This window comes from Cohnella cholangitidis (assembly GCF_014107495.1).
Lineage (GTDB): Bacteria > Bacillota > Bacilli > Paenibacillales > Paenibacillaceae > Cohnella > Cohnella cholangitidis.
In genome coordinates this window covers 1-16,091 of the sequence record NZ_CP041969.1, presented here as the reverse complement: position 1 = coordinate 16,091, position 16,091 = coordinate 1, and the positions used below count along the sequence as shown (strand labels likewise).

Sequence of the window (16,091 nt, the reverse complement as noted above, 5' to 3'; positions counted from 1 at the left end):
ATCCTAGTGACCTCCTTCGATCAAATACGAGAAAAACTTTTGAAGCGTCATGTTTTCAATCGAAATGTTCATTTCGCGCGCTTGTTGCTTGTCCCGGGCGTCCAACTTTTCGTAAATAGCGGCAAGGGTGCCGTGCCCATAGGTTTCCGTATATAATACTCGCTTTCCGGCTGTAAACGAAGCCACCGACTCCGAATTCCCCCGGATCAGATGAGCCGCCATACGTATCTGTTCCATCTCGTCATGAAGCAGGAGGGAGCCGGCTTCTATGATATAAACTCTTTCCGCGACCGGGACGATTTCATCAATCAAATGCGTAGACAATAAAATCGTACGAGGGTGATTGGCGTAATCCTCGAGAAGCGCCTTGTAAAACCTTTCGCGCATCAAGACGTCTAGTCCGAGCACCGGCTCGTCGTAAAACGTCAGCGGCGCCCGACTGGCCAGACCGATGACGTTTCCTACGAGCGATTCCGTTCCTCTGGAAAGCTGTTTGATTTTTTTGTTCGGATCGAGCCGAAACGTCGCTAGCAGCTCATGGGCAAACGTCCAGTCCCAATTCGGATGAAAATTCGCGGCAAACTGCAAAACCTCGAGTACCCGCGCTCCTCCGAAGTGTTTGATATTCTCACGTACGAAACAGAAGTCCTTCGGAAGTTCTCCTCTGCCCAGCTTATGTCCCCTTATCTCAATCGTGCCGTAGTTCGGGAAGATTCCGCCTGCGATCATGTTAAGCAACGTCGTTTTGCCGGCGCCGTTTCGCCCGAGCAAGCCATAAATGACGTTTTCCTCCAACTGCAGATCCAGATTCCGAATTGCGTTAGTTCGACCGAATTTTTTGGTTAAATTGCCGCAAGTCAATGCCAAGCTCACGGTTCGTTCATTCCTTTCTCAGCTGTCTGATCTTGTCAATGATATCTTCGTTTGCCAGCCCGAGTTTGTCGGCTTCATTCAGCAGATTGGACAACAGTTCCTTGTAGAAACGATCTTTTCGCTTAATCTGAATCTTCTGTTTGGCATCGGTCGCGACATACATGCCAAGCCCTCTTTTTTTGTACAGGATGCCTTCATTTACGAGCAGGCCGATTCCCTTCACTACGGTCGCCGGATTGATCTGGAACATCTGAGAAAATTGAGCCACGGAAAGAATTTGCTCGTCCACGCGGAAAGTGCCGTTCAGAATATCGTCCTCGATTAAGTCGGCTACCTGTTGGAAAATCGGTTGCTTATCGTCGAAAGTGACGTTCATTGCCTCACCATTCAGCATATTAGTATGTTACCTATCCAGCATACTTTATTGATCGGTTCTTGACAATAATTCGAACACGAATTATAGTGTGCTACAAGAGTAACATACTAACATGCTAATACGGCAATTAATTCGATACGAGGAGATGTAAGGAATGAATAAGCTAATCGAATTCAAAAATGTAACGAAAGAATACAAAATCGGAGAAGTGCAAATCAAGGCCCTAGACGGTGTTGATTTCACCGTTTCGGAAGGAGAGTTCGTCGTTATTTTAGGTGCAAGCGGTGCCGGAAAGAGTACGATTTTGAATATTCTTGGCGGTATGGATACGGTTAGCTCAGGTCAAGTGTTCGTTGGCGATCAAGAATTAACAAAATACAACGAGAAGAAATTAACGCAATATCGCGGCGAGAAAGTCGGCTTCGTATTTCAATTTTATAATTTAATTCCGAATTTGAACGCTTTAGAAAATGTTGAATTCGCCACTGAAGTATGTAAAAACCATCTGGATGCTAAAGATACGTTGGATAAAGTCGGGTTAAACAATCGGATTAAAAACTTCCCATCGCAGCTCTCCGGAGGCGAACAACAAAGAGTCGCAATTGCTAGAGCCGTTGCGAAAAATCCTCTGCTTTTACTCTGCGACGAGCCAACCGGAGCTTTGGATTACGTTACGGGCAAGTCCGTCTTAAAACTTCTTCAAGATTTGAACAAGGAAACGAAAAAGTGCGTCGTGTTGATCACGCATAATTCTGCCATTGCTCCAATGGCCGACAAAGTCATTAAGGTGAAAAGCGGAAAGATAGAAAGCGTTACGATAAACGAGGAGAAACAAAGCGTTGAAGGGATTGAGTGGTGATCATGAAATTATTGCTGAAATTATTTAGGGACATTAAACAATCGATCGGGCAATTTATAGCCTTCGTTATCGTTGTCGCCGTTGGAGCCTTTTTCTATGCGGGACTCGTGACATATAGCGACAATCTAAGCGCTTATACCAACGTTTACTTTAAAGAACATAATTTAAGCGATTTGAATGTATATTACAGTCAAATTTCCAAAGGCGACGTAGCCGGACTAAGCGAAATTGGGGAGATAAGGAAAATAGAAGGGCGTTATTCCTTCGATGCCACGCAAGCCTTTGACGACTATAAAGCTTCGCTAAAAATCCATTCGATCCCCGTAAACAATGAAATCAATACGCCTACAATGATCGAAGGGAGAATACCGTCGACAAAGGACGAGATCTTATTAGATTCCCATTATGCCCTAGAACATCGATATCGCGTCGGCGATCAAATCACGATCAGCGCGAATGAAAGAGACTATAAGTTTATCATTAGCGGGTTGGGCGAGAACGTCGAACATGCAAAAAAGAACGAAATACAAGACCATAAGGCCTACGGAATCGCTTATGTGTCCGAAGAGGCAATTCCCGAAATTTCAGACGGTCATAACTATAATGAAATCATGATCGATGCTAAAGAAGGCTACGATATTGACCGATTAGCCAAATCCGTCGAAGCACGATCCAAACAAAAGCAACTTGCTTATCTAAACCAAGAAAGCAAAGAACGGACTTTCAATTATTCTCAAATCACTCAAACGATAACGAATAATAAATTGATGAGCGCAGTTATCCCTTTAGTTCTCTTTTTGATCGAAGCGATTATCCTATTTCTAGCGATGTCGAGAATGATTGATTCTCAAAGAAATCAAGTAGGGATTATGAAGGCTTTGGGCGTAAAAAACAGAAACATCATGCTTCATTACATGGGATATCCCGTACTGGTAGGCATCTTCGGATCGATCTTAGGTTGCGTTCTTGCGAATCTTGTATTTATTCCATTAATAACCGAGTCGAATGCAAGGGCATACTCTCTACCGGGGATTAATTTCTCGCTTTCTTTGTATTCGATGATTCCTCCGATCCTCTTTTCCAGTCTTTTCGGACTCCTGGCTTGTTACTTAAGCGGTAAATCAATATTAAAAGAACGCGCGGCTCAAGCTATGCGTCCTAAACCGCCGAAGAAGATGAAACGGCTGTTAATCGAAAGAATTCCGGGGCTATGGAGCCGTATTTCCTACAGTTACAAACTCATTTTGAGAAATATATTTCTAAATAAACAAAAAGCTATGGCGAGCTCGATTGGCGTCGTAGTTAGCACTGTTTTATTGATCACGGCGTTTGGCACTCAAACGGCCTTGCTCAAAGTCGCTAGTCAAGTAGAAGAAGTTTATTCCTATGACCTAAGAATAGATTACAAGCTGGGAACGCCTCCCAATTCGATCGAGCTGCCGGCAGGTATTAAAAACAGCTACTATTTATCCGCCTTTCCTGTTGAATTCATTAAAGAAGCTGAAAATGAAAATGCCACATTAGTAATTACCGAACAAGAAAACAATCTCATTCATTTTTTTGACGAGAATGACAAAAGGATATCGTTAGAAAACGATGGCGTGCTGGTACCCAAATCTTACGCCGACAAATATCGTATTCGTGAAGGGGATATCATCAAATTAAAGTTCACCGCGCCAGAGTTGCTTAATAAAGCCGTAGAGATGAAGGTCTTAAAAATATCTACGCAGTATTCGAATCCGTCGTTTTATGCCACGCCTGTCTATTTAAAGAGCTTTGGCATAGACTATAGTCCAACCTCGCTTTTAGTTGAAGCCAATAGCTCTACGGATCTTACAAGCGTTCGTAACTTCTTGGAGCAAGACCAACATGTAGATATAATCGCGGATAAGAACGATCTTAAGAAATCGGCTCAATATATTTTGAAACAAAACAATTTTGTATTCATCATGTTTATCATCAGCGCAGTTATACTCTCTTTTGGCGCCATCTATACGATATCTTCCATTAACATTTATGAAAGGAATCGCGAGCTTGCAACGCTTAAGGTATTAGGCTATCAAAAAAATAAAATAAACCGGCTTATCTTTTTGGAAAACATCGTACTGACCACGTTCGCTGTAATTGTAGCTTTGCCTATAAGCGGCTATGTTTTCACGTTTATCGTTAGCGCACTGTCTAGTACCCATCAACAAATCCCTGATAAGCTAAATATTATTGTCATATCGATATCCGTTATTCTCTCATACTTACTTACCATCTTTCAAACTTGCTACTGAGTAGAAAAGTAACCAAAATCAATATGATCGAATCATTGAAAGGCGTGGAATAAGCCGAGTCGGTTTCGGGTGTAGGTAGTCAATAACATAGTCCCAAACAAGTCGCGTAAATCGCGGCTTTTTTGCATGTTGTGCGAAATGATAGCGTCTCCGTTTACTGGCCATTACAAGGCAACGACTGGGAGAAGAATAGCCCGGATGAGTCATATTAACCTCCATTGAAGCACGGTATAGTTAGCATGTAATTGAAAAATAAACTGGGGGTGGAATGGAATGAAAAGCGAAACCAAGAAAAGTTCGTGGATGTTTAACGCGTGGGCAATCTCCGTAGTCGCGACTTTAGGAAGTTTATATCTAAGCGAATATTTGCATTTTACGCCTTGCAGCTTGTGCTGGTACCAGCGGATATTTATGTATCCCTTAACCATACTGTTAGGCATTGCTTCCGCTCGCAATCATACTTTTATTGTTCCCTTCGCCATACCATTAGTCGGTATCGGCGGTCTCATCTCGTCTTATCATATTTTTATCCAGGAGATGCCGCACGATAGTACAGTTGCTTCATGCGGACCAGTATCCTGTCAAGAAGACGTCCTGAATGCTTTCGGATTTCTAACCGTTCCCATGCTAGCGCTAGCTGCTTTTATTCTCATTTTCGTAGCCCTTGTACGGGTTAAGCATCATGAAAATAAAGAGAAAATTTCCAATAACTCCGCCAAGTAATGAACAAACTGTCACAAGAACGTCATCGGTTATAGCCCTATCGAGTTATGTAATAAAATGGGAGCCGATCTAGAATAGAAGTGAAACTAGTTGTTGGATTGGAGTGAGGATATGGGGAAATTAGGTAAGTTGCTGCTGGTTTTAAGCGTGATTTTGGTTTTATTAACGGCTTGCGCATCACCCTCGAACAAAAGAGGCCAAGATCCCAAGGATGTAAAAGTTGAGCTTGATACGGATCCGGCACAGGTTCGTTCGGGTGAAGAAACGATGATTCAGATCACCGTCACGGGCTTAGTGGATGAGGAAAACACCGAAGTGCAGTTTGAAATCCGTAATTCGGATAACAAGAGCTTACCCGATCTGATTCAAGAGGTCGAAACGAAGGGGGAGGGACAGTTTAAGGCTCCGTATATATTTAAGAAAGCAGCGAAGTACGATGTGTACATCCATTTATACAATCAAGATATTCATATAACAAAAAAGAAACCATTGGTAGTGAGTGAATGAAAAACAAACTCATAATGATATTCTGCCTAATAAATGTAATATTTTTCATTTCGTTAGCTTCGTTGCTAGGCTCAGCTTATGCGAATACTACAGAGTTGCCTTCAACAGTGTTGCAGAAGTTGATAGATAACGCGATGCCTGGCGATACGATTCTACTTGAAGATGGAAATTACCTAGGCCCGGCCATAATAAATAAGAAACTGACGATTAAAGGGAGTCGCGATGCAGTCGTTACCGCTGAAGGCAAGCAATCGATACTAGAAATTCGATCGAACCAAGTCGCTGTTCAGGGCATATCGATCGTTCAACAGTTAGCGGGTGAATCGTCGGCGATTACGGTGAAGTCGGACCACGTCATGCTAGAGGATTTATCGATCGAGACGAGAGGGTTCGGAATTATGCTTCGGAACGCGGACCAAGGAATAATCAAAAATAACCGGATAAGCTGGTCAGGAGCTAAACATAACGAAACAGCAAACCTTAGCAAGAAGAACAATGGCATCGACCTTTACGATTCTCATGAGAACCAAATCGAATCGAATGAAATATCGGACATGAGAGACGGAATTTATCTCGAGAATAGCCATCGTTCGAACGTCAAAGACAATTGGATTTACCGATCGCGATACGGAATTCATTGTATGTATACGGACGGAACCCGGGTTATTGGCAATCAGGGAGAGTACAACGTTACGGGAGCGATGGTTATGGGGGTGCGTGACGCTATCGTTTCCAGCAATTCTTTCCGGAAACAAAGCGAGAACGTCAATTCTCAAGGCATATTATTATTCGATGTCCAGACGTCACTGATCGAGGACAATGTCGTAGAGGGCAATCGGGTTGGCATTTATATGGAACTGTCCTCGGACAACAAATTAAGAAACAACTCCGTATTGCGAAATTTCATGGGAATCCAATTTCTCGAATCCGAAAATAATCGATTCCATAACAATCGATTCATTGCTAACGTGATCGAAGCCGAAGCACTGGAAAGCAGCGGCAATCTTATGGAGAGCAATTATTGGGATGCCATTCAAGGACTGGACTTGAATCAAGACGGACTAAGCGAAATCCCGTATGCGATTAACCCCTTATATCAACTCTTAATTCAGAAGACGCCGGCCTATCAGCTATTCTTTCAATCTCCAAGCATGGTTTACCTAAGCAATCTGTTTATGAATGAAAAGGGCAATTGGGCGACGGATGCTTCTCCTCTAATGAACTTACCGTCTGTCTCGGCTGAGAGAACGACCCTCCCGCAGGAAGCTCGATCTTACGTATGGATTGTAAGTTTGATTCTCCTCATTGCATCAACAACCATCATATACAAAGGGGTAGTAAGTAAATGAAAAAATGGACTTTGGGTTTAATTCTCGTGATGACGATTGTTGTATTGACCGCATGCGGAGGAAAGAAGTACGAAGCGGTTCCCATTAATGAAGACGTAGATGTATGCGTCATTTGTAAAATGCAAGTTAAAGATGATGCATATGCGACGCAGCTCACGACGAAAGATGGGAAAAATTATAAATTCGATGACATTGGCTGCATGAATGAATGGAAGAAAGCGAACGGGACGGAGAACATCGGGATGGATTACGTTCGCGACTATAACGACAAGGAATGGGTCGAGTTTAAGAAAGCAACTTACGTATACGACGAATCGCTTCGCACGCCTATGGCTTACGGGATCGTGAGCTTCAAAGACAAGAAGTCAGCGGAAGCGTTCATTACGGAGCAGGGAGTCGGGAAGTTGATGAGCGCCGACGATTTGGCCTCCCATACATGGGCTCAAAATAAGGAGAGCATGAACATGGGAGACATGCACGGGGAAATGGGTTCAGCGAGCGAAAAACACATGGACGGCGGAATGAGCGGCGATTCTATGGAAAAGACGGAGAAATAATGATGAGCGATATGCTGCAGGTCGCCAAGCGAGAAATTAAAATCGGGTTTCGGAATCCATGGGCCTATTCCTTCTTGGCCCTGTTTTCCATATTCAGTCTATGCTTACTGTTGATTAACGCGAAGAACATTGTACAAGGTTACTCCGGAACGACGGGGTCAATGCTAAGTTTAATTCTTTACTTGCTGCCTTTAATGACTTTGTTTCTGGGTTCTTTTTCCTTAACCGCGGAGAAGGAGGAGGGGAGTTGGCAATTACTATCCACTTATCCTCTCGGGACTTTGTCGTTCATTGCGGGTAAATATATTGGATTATCCATTGTCCTGATTACGATCGTCGCCTTTGGATATGGCCTGATGGGGATAGTTAGTCAAATTACGGGTACCGGTTTCGAATCCCAAACGTTCTTATTGTTCTTGGCGTTCTCGATTGGATTGGTTTTATTATTCTTGGCTATTGCCATGATCGTGGGCTCGTTCTCGCGGAACCGATGGCAAGCAATGACTAACAGCGTTGCCATATGGTTCTTCCTTGTCGTAGGGTGGTCAACGATACTGATTGCGCTATTAGGAAACATGCCGTATTTGTGGATAAAACCAATCCTGGTTTTCTTGACGATCTGTAATCCTGCGGAGTTGGTAAGGCTATTCGTTGTAATCAAGCTCGGAGGCGGATCCGTTCTCGGACCGGAATATTACGAATGGGTTAATTGGGTGAGACAATCTTCCGGTACGCTTCTATTCCTGGTTATTTGCGTTGCTTGGATTGCTTTGTCTGCCGGATTAGTCTATCGGATATGGGAAAGGGGGAGATCGCGTGGATGAACCTCTCGTTATCGTTTCCGGTATCAGCAAGACAATCAAGAAGCAAACGCTAGTAGAACAAATAGATTTGAAGATCGAAAAAGGGGAAGTGCTTGCGCTTTGCGGAGGCAACGGGGCAGGAAAAAGTACGATACTTCGAATGATTGCAGGAATTCTACGGCCGACAACCGGAGAGATTAGCGTAAACGGCCAAGTATGGAAAAAGGACAGAACCGCTTTCGCGAAGCAAATCGGTTATATGCCGGACGATTATCAATTCAACGCCGGTTTATCCGCCTTTGAAGCATTGTCCTTTTGGGCTGCTTTGCGAGCCGTTCCCAAACAACGCGTTCTGGAAACGCTGGCCATGGTAGGTCTCGAGGACAAAAAAAACAATAAAGTGCATACGTTCTCCAAAGGAATGCGACAGCGTCTGTTATTCGCTCAATCCCTATTGGCCGATCCGCCGCTATTGATTATGGACGAACCTACCAACGGACTTGATCCGTACTGGATGAACGAGTTCGTTCAATTGATTAAAGTTATCAAGCGGGAAGGGCATGCCATTATTTTCTCCACGCATCAACTTCCGGTAGCGGAAGATGTCGCGGATCACGTTATCTTTCTCAATGAAGGTAAGAACCGTGGAGAAGGCAGCATAGAGCACTACCGCGCGCGCTTTGGCGATCATCCTTTACATGCCGCCTTCCAAGAGGCACTAAGATGAGACAAAGATTATTACATCGTAATCTCGTAAGAGCCGTATCCGCTATGATCGCTCTTGTTGCTCTTATCATCGTGGTCAGACTGTTTATACCATCGGACCGTTCCGAGAGCTTGCCTGTGAAAGGAAATATTTCAATCGGACTCGAAGCGCCTAACTTCGAAGGGGTGAATACAAACGGAGAGAGGGTGAGTCTTCATGCTCTTCGTGATCGGACCGTGCTACTGAATTTCTGGGCGTCCTGGTGCGTGCCTTGCGTTAAGGAAATGCCGCTAATAGACGAGGTCTTCCGTTCCGAGGATATAGACTTTCAGTTAGTGTCCGTTAACGTAGGCGAGGCAAGAGGGACGGTTAACGAATTTCTCCAGCAAAAGGGCATATCTTTCCCCGTCATCATCGATGCTGCGGGGAAGGTCTCGACGCTGTATCGAATAGTCGGTCTCCCCGCAACATTCGTGATCGATGCCTACGGGACGCTTCGTCAAGTCGGAATCGGGGAAATAACAACCCGTGAGCAATTGCTGTCTATGTTGCAAACCTAAATTCGACGAAGGAGGAGGGGCGCGTGAATCCATCCATCCGAGTACTTATCATAGATGACCATGCTCATGCTAGAGAAGGAATTCGAACCATTCTTAGTTCGGACCCTAATTTCGAGATCGTGGCTGAAGGGAATAACGGGCATGAGGCTATCCGATTAACGGAGGAGTGGATGCCAGACCTTATCCTTATGGATATCAGTATGAAGGAAATGGACGGGCTTGAAGCGACCAAAAGCATCAAGTCTAGATTTCCGTACGTTAAGATCGTCATGGTAACGGTTTCCGATGACATCTCGCACTTATTCGAAGCGCTGAAGAAAGGCGCGCAAGGTTATTTGCTGAAAAATCTAAATCCGTCGGCATGGCATGAATATTTGCGGGCAGTCGTCTATGACCAAGCGCCGTTATCAAGGGAGTTGGCTCAACGGATTCTGCTTGAATTTTCGCAGAAGGAAACGTTAAAAACGCTGGATAGTCCATTAACGGCCAGGGAACAGGAAATATTGAGATGGGTTGCAAAAGGATTATCCAATAAAGAAATTTCCTCTTCATTGGATATTTCCGAGCACACGGTCAAAAACCATCTCAAAAATATACTTCACAAACTTCATTTGGACAATCGCGTACAGTTAACCCGTTACGCTTACGAGAAGGGCTTTTTTCAAAACTAGTCGTCAGGGATCGCGTCTTGGTTGATTATCTAATTAAGAAAGCTGCAGTGGACCGGAATCGAGAAATGGCGACATAGGGATGACCCTGGTGTCGCCATTTCTACATTTTCAAATGGTTTTTGGTTAAACGGAGCTATCTCTTAAGCGAGATTACATACTTTTGAGACAGCCTCCTTTGATTACTTTTTGGAGGCCAGCCAGGTGGTTATCGTAATCAGTTGGTCTTCGGTCAAACGATCTTCAAAGGCCGGCATTCCTCCGCCGCCGCCCGATATTTTCTTGAAAATTTGTTCTATGGTCATCGAATCGCCAATATGCGCGAGCTCCGGACCAACAGAACCTTGCAACTGATCCCCATGACAAGAAATACACATGTTTTGATATAACTGCTCTGATGCCGCAGCGTTCACAGCTCTCTCCGGTACCGTAAATTTAGTACCGCTAACTTCGGATTCTTTTTTGTCTGGAAGCCCCGAACTTAATAAATACACTCCGAAGACACACGCTATGATAAGCAGCGTCGCCATTATACGTTTTTGCATTTTTTCCCTCCTTAACAGTAAATATCATCCATTCGAATCGGATTTCGATTGTTCGGCGAGAAGAGACTCGATGTCCTTCATGATCTCTTCGCTATTCATTTCCTCCCCCATTGCATATACCTTGCGGATGCGTTGTTCGGAATCAATTAGATTTAATGAAGTGACCGTATGTACGAATTGACCGTCTCCTAAATTTTGCACCATAATGCCATATTCGGCAGCGATTTTCTTCGTTTGTTCTTCTTCGCCCCGGAGGATGTACCAGCCTGAACTATCCATATTCATTCTTTGCGCATAATCTCGTAAGACTTCAGGAGTATCGCGCTCAGGATCGAAGGTTACGGCAACAAACCGGACTTGATTCCCGAACATGTTTTTTTGCTTTAATTGCTCTTGTAGCTGTACCATCTTATAGGTCGTAAGAGGACAAATATCAGGGCAGCTCGTGAACATGAATTCCATCAATACGACTTTTCCTTTGTTGACGCTTGCCGTCATGAGCGTATTGTCTATGTTTTGCAATACAAAATCGGGCGCAGCTTTTACGATAGGCAATGCTGATTCCGAGCTTAAGGAACGATAAACAAAATATACGGCCAAACCAAGAACGAACACGAAAAGGACTGACGGAAATAAATAGCTTTTTAATTTAGTGCTCAAATATCTAAATCCTCCTTTGCTATAGTGTGCCTTTTCAGACGAGAACGGCAGATTCGGAATCACTTAAAGTATACGACGGCAAGGATGAGTTACTAAATAACTCGTTGTAGCTATAAACCGTGCGGTTTATGACAGAATCTTGACTTTTATATACAACAAGAGAGGGCGCTGGACTTGGAGCAGAAGAGTCGAACATACCAACGAAAACTAGATTACTCAAATGAGCTTCGAGTACGAAACAACAAAAAAAAACACTGATTTAGTTTCAGTGTTTTTATGTTGCTTATTTGCAGTTGGCTTCGACCTCGCGAATGCTGCTTAACGACCGTGCATACGCCGCAAGTTGTGCGAACGGAATGCGGTACAACGTTACTTCGTTTACGGTTTGCAGGCATGCGCCGGGCAACGCCGCAAACTTGGAGAAGAGCTTTGTCAGCTCCGGCCGGTCGTTGGGTGCCCAGAACTGAAACCATTCGACGTCCGGATTTTCTTCCGCAGCCAAATCGATCAGCGCTAGCAACCCGCGAATGAACAAGGTGGTCCCCCGATACTCCGGCAGCAGGAAGGCGACTTCCGCCTGGCAGACGTCGCGGTCTTCATGATCATGGGTACCGGTGCCGAAGACGAAACCTGCCGCTCCGACCAGTTCGTAAGCTTCCTCGCTAATGACCAGCATCGCCTTGCCTAGAACGAGCGGACTACCGGCGAAGCTAAGCTTAACGGCGAACGGGTACGGCAGGTTCAAGCCTTCGTGGTTCTCCAGGACGAACTTCATATAGGCTTCGTGGTCCATGTCGAACGTGCATGTCCGGAAGAGAAACGACATTACTTCGTCGCGATGACAGGCTGAGCGCGAAGCGAATCATTCACTTGTACGATTCTGCCGAAACCGGATCCTTTTTTGATTTCCTTGACGTCAGGTTTAGCTGGATACATGGGCTTGTCCTCCTTTGCGAGAAAGTAAGTATTTTCCTCTATATTATAGGGGAAGAAGTCGGTTTAATATATACCTAATATGGTGTATTTGTCCGGAAAACACCGATTCTTGTCCTACTTTGCCGTCTTTTGTCCCCTCGAATCGCGCAAATTTCGCATATAACTTGCACAAGTAGGTATTGTCCGAGAGCGCGCATAACCGCACGGTTTCTATCTCCGGATGACTGTCGGCGATGTGGTTAATCATGTACTGCAGGCCTTTGAGAAATAATCTAGTGCCCCTGCGGGCTTTGTCCACGATTGTCACGTCGAGAAGCGCAAAGCTTCGATCCCGGAATTCCTCCTCGGGCGTACCGAGGTAATAGGCACCCGCGCCTACGATCCGTCCGTTCTCATCCTCGCTGTAATGCAATTGGCCTTCCGTCATGTACGCATATAGCATAGTGACCATGTCGATCGTACACAAAGAAGGATGAAGGTCTCTCCTGCGTTCCACCATGAAAAGAGCGACTCTGGCATAATCGTTGTCGTCCGTGCAGCGGCCAAACCGTATCGCCATTTCCGTTAATCCTCCTTGGGCAAATCTTCCTTATATCCATTCCCAAAGCTAGATTACCGCAGTTTTCAATGATTGTAAACGCGAAGCCGCATCCTTGCGTTTTCATATAATTAGTGTCATTAATTATTTTGGATCCTACATAGTATTCATTTGCGATTTCTCTATTGCTTTGAACGGCGTTGCTACATAATAATGAAGGAGGGACTCGTAAGTCAGGGTGGTTCGGGCCTTCTGACGCTAGGCTTACACGCCTCAATTGCGGCATTTTAAAACTACTCAACATAAAGGATGAGGAATCGTGGACTTCCAACCGGTATCCCAATTTATCGACCGCATAACTTCCTGGCGCATCCCGTGGGCGGAGGTACTTGTCATGTACCGCAACGAAACGGTTTTCCGTTACCGTAACGGTTACTGCAATCTGGAAGAGAAGACCTTGATCGACGACCGGCGGATCATTAATCTCTACTCGTTGACAAAGATCCTGACATGTACGGCGGCACTTCAACTCGTTGATAAAGGCGCCATCCTTCTAAGCGATCCGTTATCGGTATATTTGCCGGAATACGCCGAAATGACGGTCCGGAAAATTTTGCCGGACGGCGAAATCGTACTGGAACGGGCGGAGAGACCTATCACAGTGCGTGATCTATTCGCGATGACCGCCGGTTTTTCCTATGACCTTGGAGCGCCGTCCATCCGGGAAGTCGTGAAACTCACGAATGGCAGGGTGCCGACCCGCGAATTTGCGGCGGCGCTCGCGAAGGAGCCTCTGCTGTTCGAGCCGGGTACCCGATGGAACTATAGCCTGTGCCATGACGTTCTCGCGGCTCTCGTCGAGGTTGTGGACGGAAGGCGATTCGGCGAGTACGTGCGGGAAGAAATTACCGGTCCGCTAGGCATGCGCGACACGGGCTTCGATCTCTCGGAGGAGCAGCGCAGCCGTTTGGTTCCGCAATATGAATATATTGACGAGCTAGGCAAGCCCGTACGCAAGGACGGTAACGGGTTCCGGGTCGGTACTGAATTCGAAAGCGGCGGGGCAGGGTTGTTATCTACCGTGAGCGACTACGCTTTGTTTCTAAACGCGCTAACTAATCGAGGAACCAGCGCGGACGGCGCGCGAATTCTGTCGCCAGGCGCGGTGAACCTGATGCGAACAGACCATTTGACCAAGAGTATGCGCGACGATTACTCCTGGGATCATCTTGCCGGTTACGGCTTTGGGCTGGGCGTTAGAACCCATATTTCCAAATCCGGCAGCGGTTCGTTGAGTCCACTCGGCGAATTCGGCTGGAGCGGCGCGGCAGGATGCCTGGCGATCATCGATCCGGATTCGCAACTGACCGTCATGTATGCTCAGCATTTGCTGAATAGTCAGGAATCATACGTGCATCCGCGATTAAAAAATATACTTTACTCCTGCTTGTAATTTGCTTACTAAGGCGAATAAAAAAATGATTAAATGCGGTAGGTAACCACACTGTCTATTCAATAATTCAAACCATATTATGACGGGTGATGAATAATCACAATAAAAATGAGGCGGTGTGAAACATGAGTTACGAAGTTTCTGGCGGCGGATACGGTAAGGGTATGGGCGCTGCCGCATTCGCACTTGTGCTTTTCATTTTGTTGGTCATTATTCTGAGAGCCGGTTACTGATAGCTTCGCCCGCCATTCTAGTAGAGTGGCGGGTCTTTTAATTGAAAATTGAATCAAAGGTGGCGATATAACTGGGTTTATCCGTTATTGCTTTAGTCGTAATGGTTATCTTCATCTTGTTGATATTTGTACTTATCTTTCGAAACCTGATAACGATCCCAAAAGTCCGCTCTTTCTGAGCGGGCTTTTGGAACAACATTACATTGGCGTTACTTCATTTCCGGTACTTCCTCGATAGGAGTGGGAATGAGGGCGGGAGCCGTTGACGGTTGTGACGCCTTCAAATAGATGATAATGGCCTCCGCTCATAATAGGTATGGCAGGGCCGGTGACACCCCTAATCACATGTGAATGTCCATTAACGACGGCAGTATCCGTATAGTATCTGTGAACGTGCGGTACCCCGGTGGGCGCTGGTTCGGTCCAGCCCGCATAGGGGTGCGAATGTCCATCGTCAAAAGAGGTATCCCCTGAAAAAGCGTGTACGTGTACGGGATTGCCATCCCATGAAGTGATGTAGAGTTTATGGGAATGATTAGAGTCCGAATCTCCCGAATGGACGACAAAACCAGATACGGCGATTTCCATAAATCAAGAACCGTCCCCTTCACGAATTATTTTTGATCCTGCTTCAGCCTATGTAATTACCGATTTGTCCGACCACGGTTAATGCCTAAGATCAGCTAATGTTCTTGGAAATGATTCGTATCGAGCAGTTGGTCGACAATGGGCATGTTGAAGTTTATACTTCATTTAAACTAGGCAGCATTACGTTTGTATTGGGAGGATAAATTAGGATGCTATACGATTTAAAAGGCGAAGATCATATGTCGCCTATCGTGGGAATGTTATATTCCGCAGTAAAAGAGAATAGTCAACGACTGAAATTAATAACGAATGGCATGTCGCAAGATGAGATAGATTACAAGGGGCCTAATAACAGTTTTAACAGTACCGCTCAGTTAATGAAACACATCATGTATGTTGATCTGAATTGGGTTTATAAAATAAAAGGACAACCGCTTCCTCAGTCGTTAAAAGACCAACACGGCCCCATGATAGACGAAAATAATAGGCTTCCGATGGTCAATGGGGTGCCTTGGAACTCACTTATGTCTACATATGAAGGTGTATTAATGATGTTAAATGATTCGTGTACGCAATTAAAGGATGCCGATCTAGATAAAGTTGTCGCTTTTGGTCACGAAAATGAAAAGAAAGCAACTATACGTTGGGGCATATGGCATATAGCAGACCATAGCCGCTATCATCAAGCTCAAATGAATCAGCTTAGAAGGTGGTATAAAGAACATTCTCCGTCAAACTAAACGAGGGGAACGGTACCGACTATTTTTTAATTTTTCGTATATATTGCGTTTCGTACACGAGCAAGCCCCTGTTCCTTCTTCTCATGGCTCGTTCGCATTGGTACAATAGATGTACAAATGTCGAATTACCTCAGCATT

At 45.1% G+C, this 16,091-nt stretch carries 19 protein-coding genes and 1 pseudogene; 13 read left to right on the top strand and 7 right to left on the bottom strand.

Features of this window, described 5'->3' with window-relative positions; genetic code table 11:
- Positions 1-3 precede the first annotated feature (3 nt).
- Both FPL14_RS00100 and FPL14_RS00095 read right to left on the bottom strand, forming a co-directional pair.
- Positions 4-816 (bottom strand): ATP-binding cassette domain-containing protein, encoded by an 813-nt coding sequence (locus FPL14_RS00100; protein ID WP_407644690.1) that lies wholly within the window; start codon positions 814-816, stop codon positions 4-6.
- A gap of 64 nt (positions 817-880) precedes the next feature.
- Positions 881-1,249: a GntR family transcriptional regulator gene (locus FPL14_RS00095; protein WP_229263724.1), complete on the bottom strand. Its 369-nt coding sequence runs from the start codon at positions 1,247-1,249 to the stop codon at positions 881-883.
- 154 nt (positions 1,250-1,403) lie between these two features.
- Here FPL14_RS00095 and FPL14_RS00090 point away from each other — a divergent pair, with 154 nt between their 5' ends.
- From FPL14_RS00090 to FPL14_RS00045, 10 genes and pseudogenes are all read left to right on the top strand, one after another.
- The gene (locus FPL14_RS00090; RefSeq protein ID WP_182301115.1) at positions 1,404-2,108 is read left to right on the top strand and encodes an ABC transporter ATP-binding protein; all 705 of its coding nucleotides are present in this window, start codon (positions 1,404-1,406) and stop codon (positions 2,106-2,108) included.
- Between the two features lie 2 nt (positions 2,109-2,110).
- Positions 2,111-4,440: pseudogene (locus tag FPL14_RS00085) on the top strand (FtsX-like permease family protein).
- A 220-nt stretch (positions 4,441-4,660) separates the two neighbouring features.
- Positions 4,661-5,110, top strand: a complete 450-nt coding sequence (locus FPL14_RS00080; protein ID WP_182301114.1) for a disulfide oxidoreductase — start codon at positions 4,661-4,663, stop codon at positions 5,108-5,110.
- 111 nt (positions 5,111-5,221) lie between these two features.
- Positions 5,222-5,617: a hypothetical protein gene (locus FPL14_RS00075; RefSeq protein WP_182301113.1), complete on the top strand. Its 396-nt coding sequence runs from the start codon at positions 5,222-5,224 to the stop codon at positions 5,615-5,617.
- A gap of 107 nt (positions 5,618-5,724) precedes the next feature.
- A complete protein-coding gene (locus FPL14_RS00070) occupies positions 5,725-6,966 on the top strand; it encodes a right-handed parallel beta-helix repeat-containing protein (RefSeq protein WP_229263723.1) in 1,242 nt (413 codons plus the stop codon).
- Positions 6,963-7,523 (top strand): nitrous oxide reductase accessory protein NosL, encoded by a 561-nt coding sequence (locus FPL14_RS00065; protein WP_182301111.1) that lies wholly within the window; start codon positions 6,963-6,965, stop codon positions 7,521-7,523. The genes FPL14_RS00070 and FPL14_RS00065 overlap by 4 nt, the downstream gene beginning before the upstream one ends.
- 2 nt (positions 7,524-7,525) lie before the next feature.
- Positions 7,526-8,347, top strand: a complete 822-nt coding sequence (locus FPL14_RS00060; protein WP_182303769.1) for an ABC transporter permease — start codon at positions 7,526-7,528, stop codon at positions 8,345-8,347.
- Entirely contained in the window at positions 8,340-9,053 is a 714-nt protein-coding gene (locus FPL14_RS00055; RefSeq protein ID WP_182301110.1) for an ABC transporter ATP-binding protein, read from the top strand. The genes FPL14_RS00060 and FPL14_RS00055 overlap by 8 nt, the downstream gene beginning before the upstream one ends.
- Positions 9,050-9,592 carry a TlpA family protein disulfide reductase gene (locus FPL14_RS00050; protein WP_182301109.1) on the top strand — a complete coding sequence of 181 codons (543 nt, stop codon included), beginning with the start codon at positions 9,050-9,052 and terminating at the stop codon, positions 9,590-9,592. The genes FPL14_RS00055 and FPL14_RS00050 overlap by 4 nt, the downstream gene beginning before the upstream one ends.
- Before the next feature lie 23 nt (positions 9,593-9,615).
- Entirely contained in the window at positions 9,616-10,263 is a 648-nt protein-coding gene (locus FPL14_RS00045; RefSeq protein ID WP_182301108.1) for a response regulator, read from the top strand.
- Positions 10,264-10,442: 179 nt separating this feature from the next.
- Here FPL14_RS00045 and FPL14_RS00040 read toward each other — a convergent pair whose 3' ends face one another.
- The 4 genes from FPL14_RS00040 to FPL14_RS00025 all read right to left on the bottom strand — a co-directional run bounded on the left by FPL14_RS00040 (position 10,443) and on the right by FPL14_RS00025 (position 12,960).
- Entirely contained in the window at positions 10,443-10,805 is a 363-nt protein-coding gene (locus FPL14_RS00040) for a c-type cytochrome (RefSeq protein WP_182301107.1), read from the bottom strand.
- A gap of 24 nt (positions 10,806-10,829) precedes the next feature.
- Complete coding sequence (locus FPL14_RS00035; RefSeq protein WP_182301106.1) at positions 10,830-11,465, bottom strand: SCO family protein; 636 nt, start codon at positions 11,463-11,465, stop codon at positions 10,830-10,832.
- Between the two features lie 283 nt (positions 11,466-11,748).
- Positions 11,749-12,258, bottom strand: coding sequence for a hypothetical protein (locus FPL14_RS00030; RefSeq protein WP_182301105.1), 510 nt, complete (start codon positions 12,256-12,258; stop codon positions 11,749-11,751).
- Positions 12,259-12,444: 186 nt separating this feature from the next.
- Complete coding sequence (locus tag FPL14_RS00025; RefSeq protein WP_182301104.1) at positions 12,445-12,960, bottom strand: hypothetical protein; 516 nt, start codon at positions 12,958-12,960, stop codon at positions 12,445-12,447.
- 298 nt (positions 12,961-13,258) lie between these two features.
- On the opposite strand from FPL14_RS00025, the gene FPL14_RS00020 reads away from it, so the two are divergent.
- Entirely contained in the window at positions 13,259-14,392 is a 1,134-nt protein-coding gene (locus FPL14_RS00020) for a serine hydrolase domain-containing protein (protein ID WP_182301103.1), read from the top strand.
- Positions 14,393-14,517: 125 nt separating this feature from the next.
- Positions 14,518-14,625, top strand: coding sequence for a sporulation protein YjcZ (locus tag FPL14_RS00015; protein WP_182301102.1), 108 nt, complete (start codon positions 14,518-14,520; stop codon positions 14,623-14,625).
- 198 nt (positions 14,626-14,823) lie between these two features.
- Here FPL14_RS00015 and FPL14_RS00010 read toward each other — a convergent pair whose 3' ends face one another.
- Positions 14,824-15,213, bottom strand: a complete 390-nt coding sequence (locus FPL14_RS00010) for a YmaF family protein (RefSeq protein WP_182301101.1) — start codon at positions 15,211-15,213, stop codon at positions 14,824-14,826.
- Positions 15,214-15,422: 209 nt separating this feature from the next.
- Between FPL14_RS00010 and FPL14_RS00005 the strand changes: the two genes are divergently transcribed.
- Entirely contained in the window at positions 15,423-15,953 is a 531-nt protein-coding gene (locus FPL14_RS00005; RefSeq protein WP_182301100.1) for a DinB family protein, read from the top strand.
- The last annotated feature ends 138 nt before the right edge of the window (positions 15,954-16,091 follow it).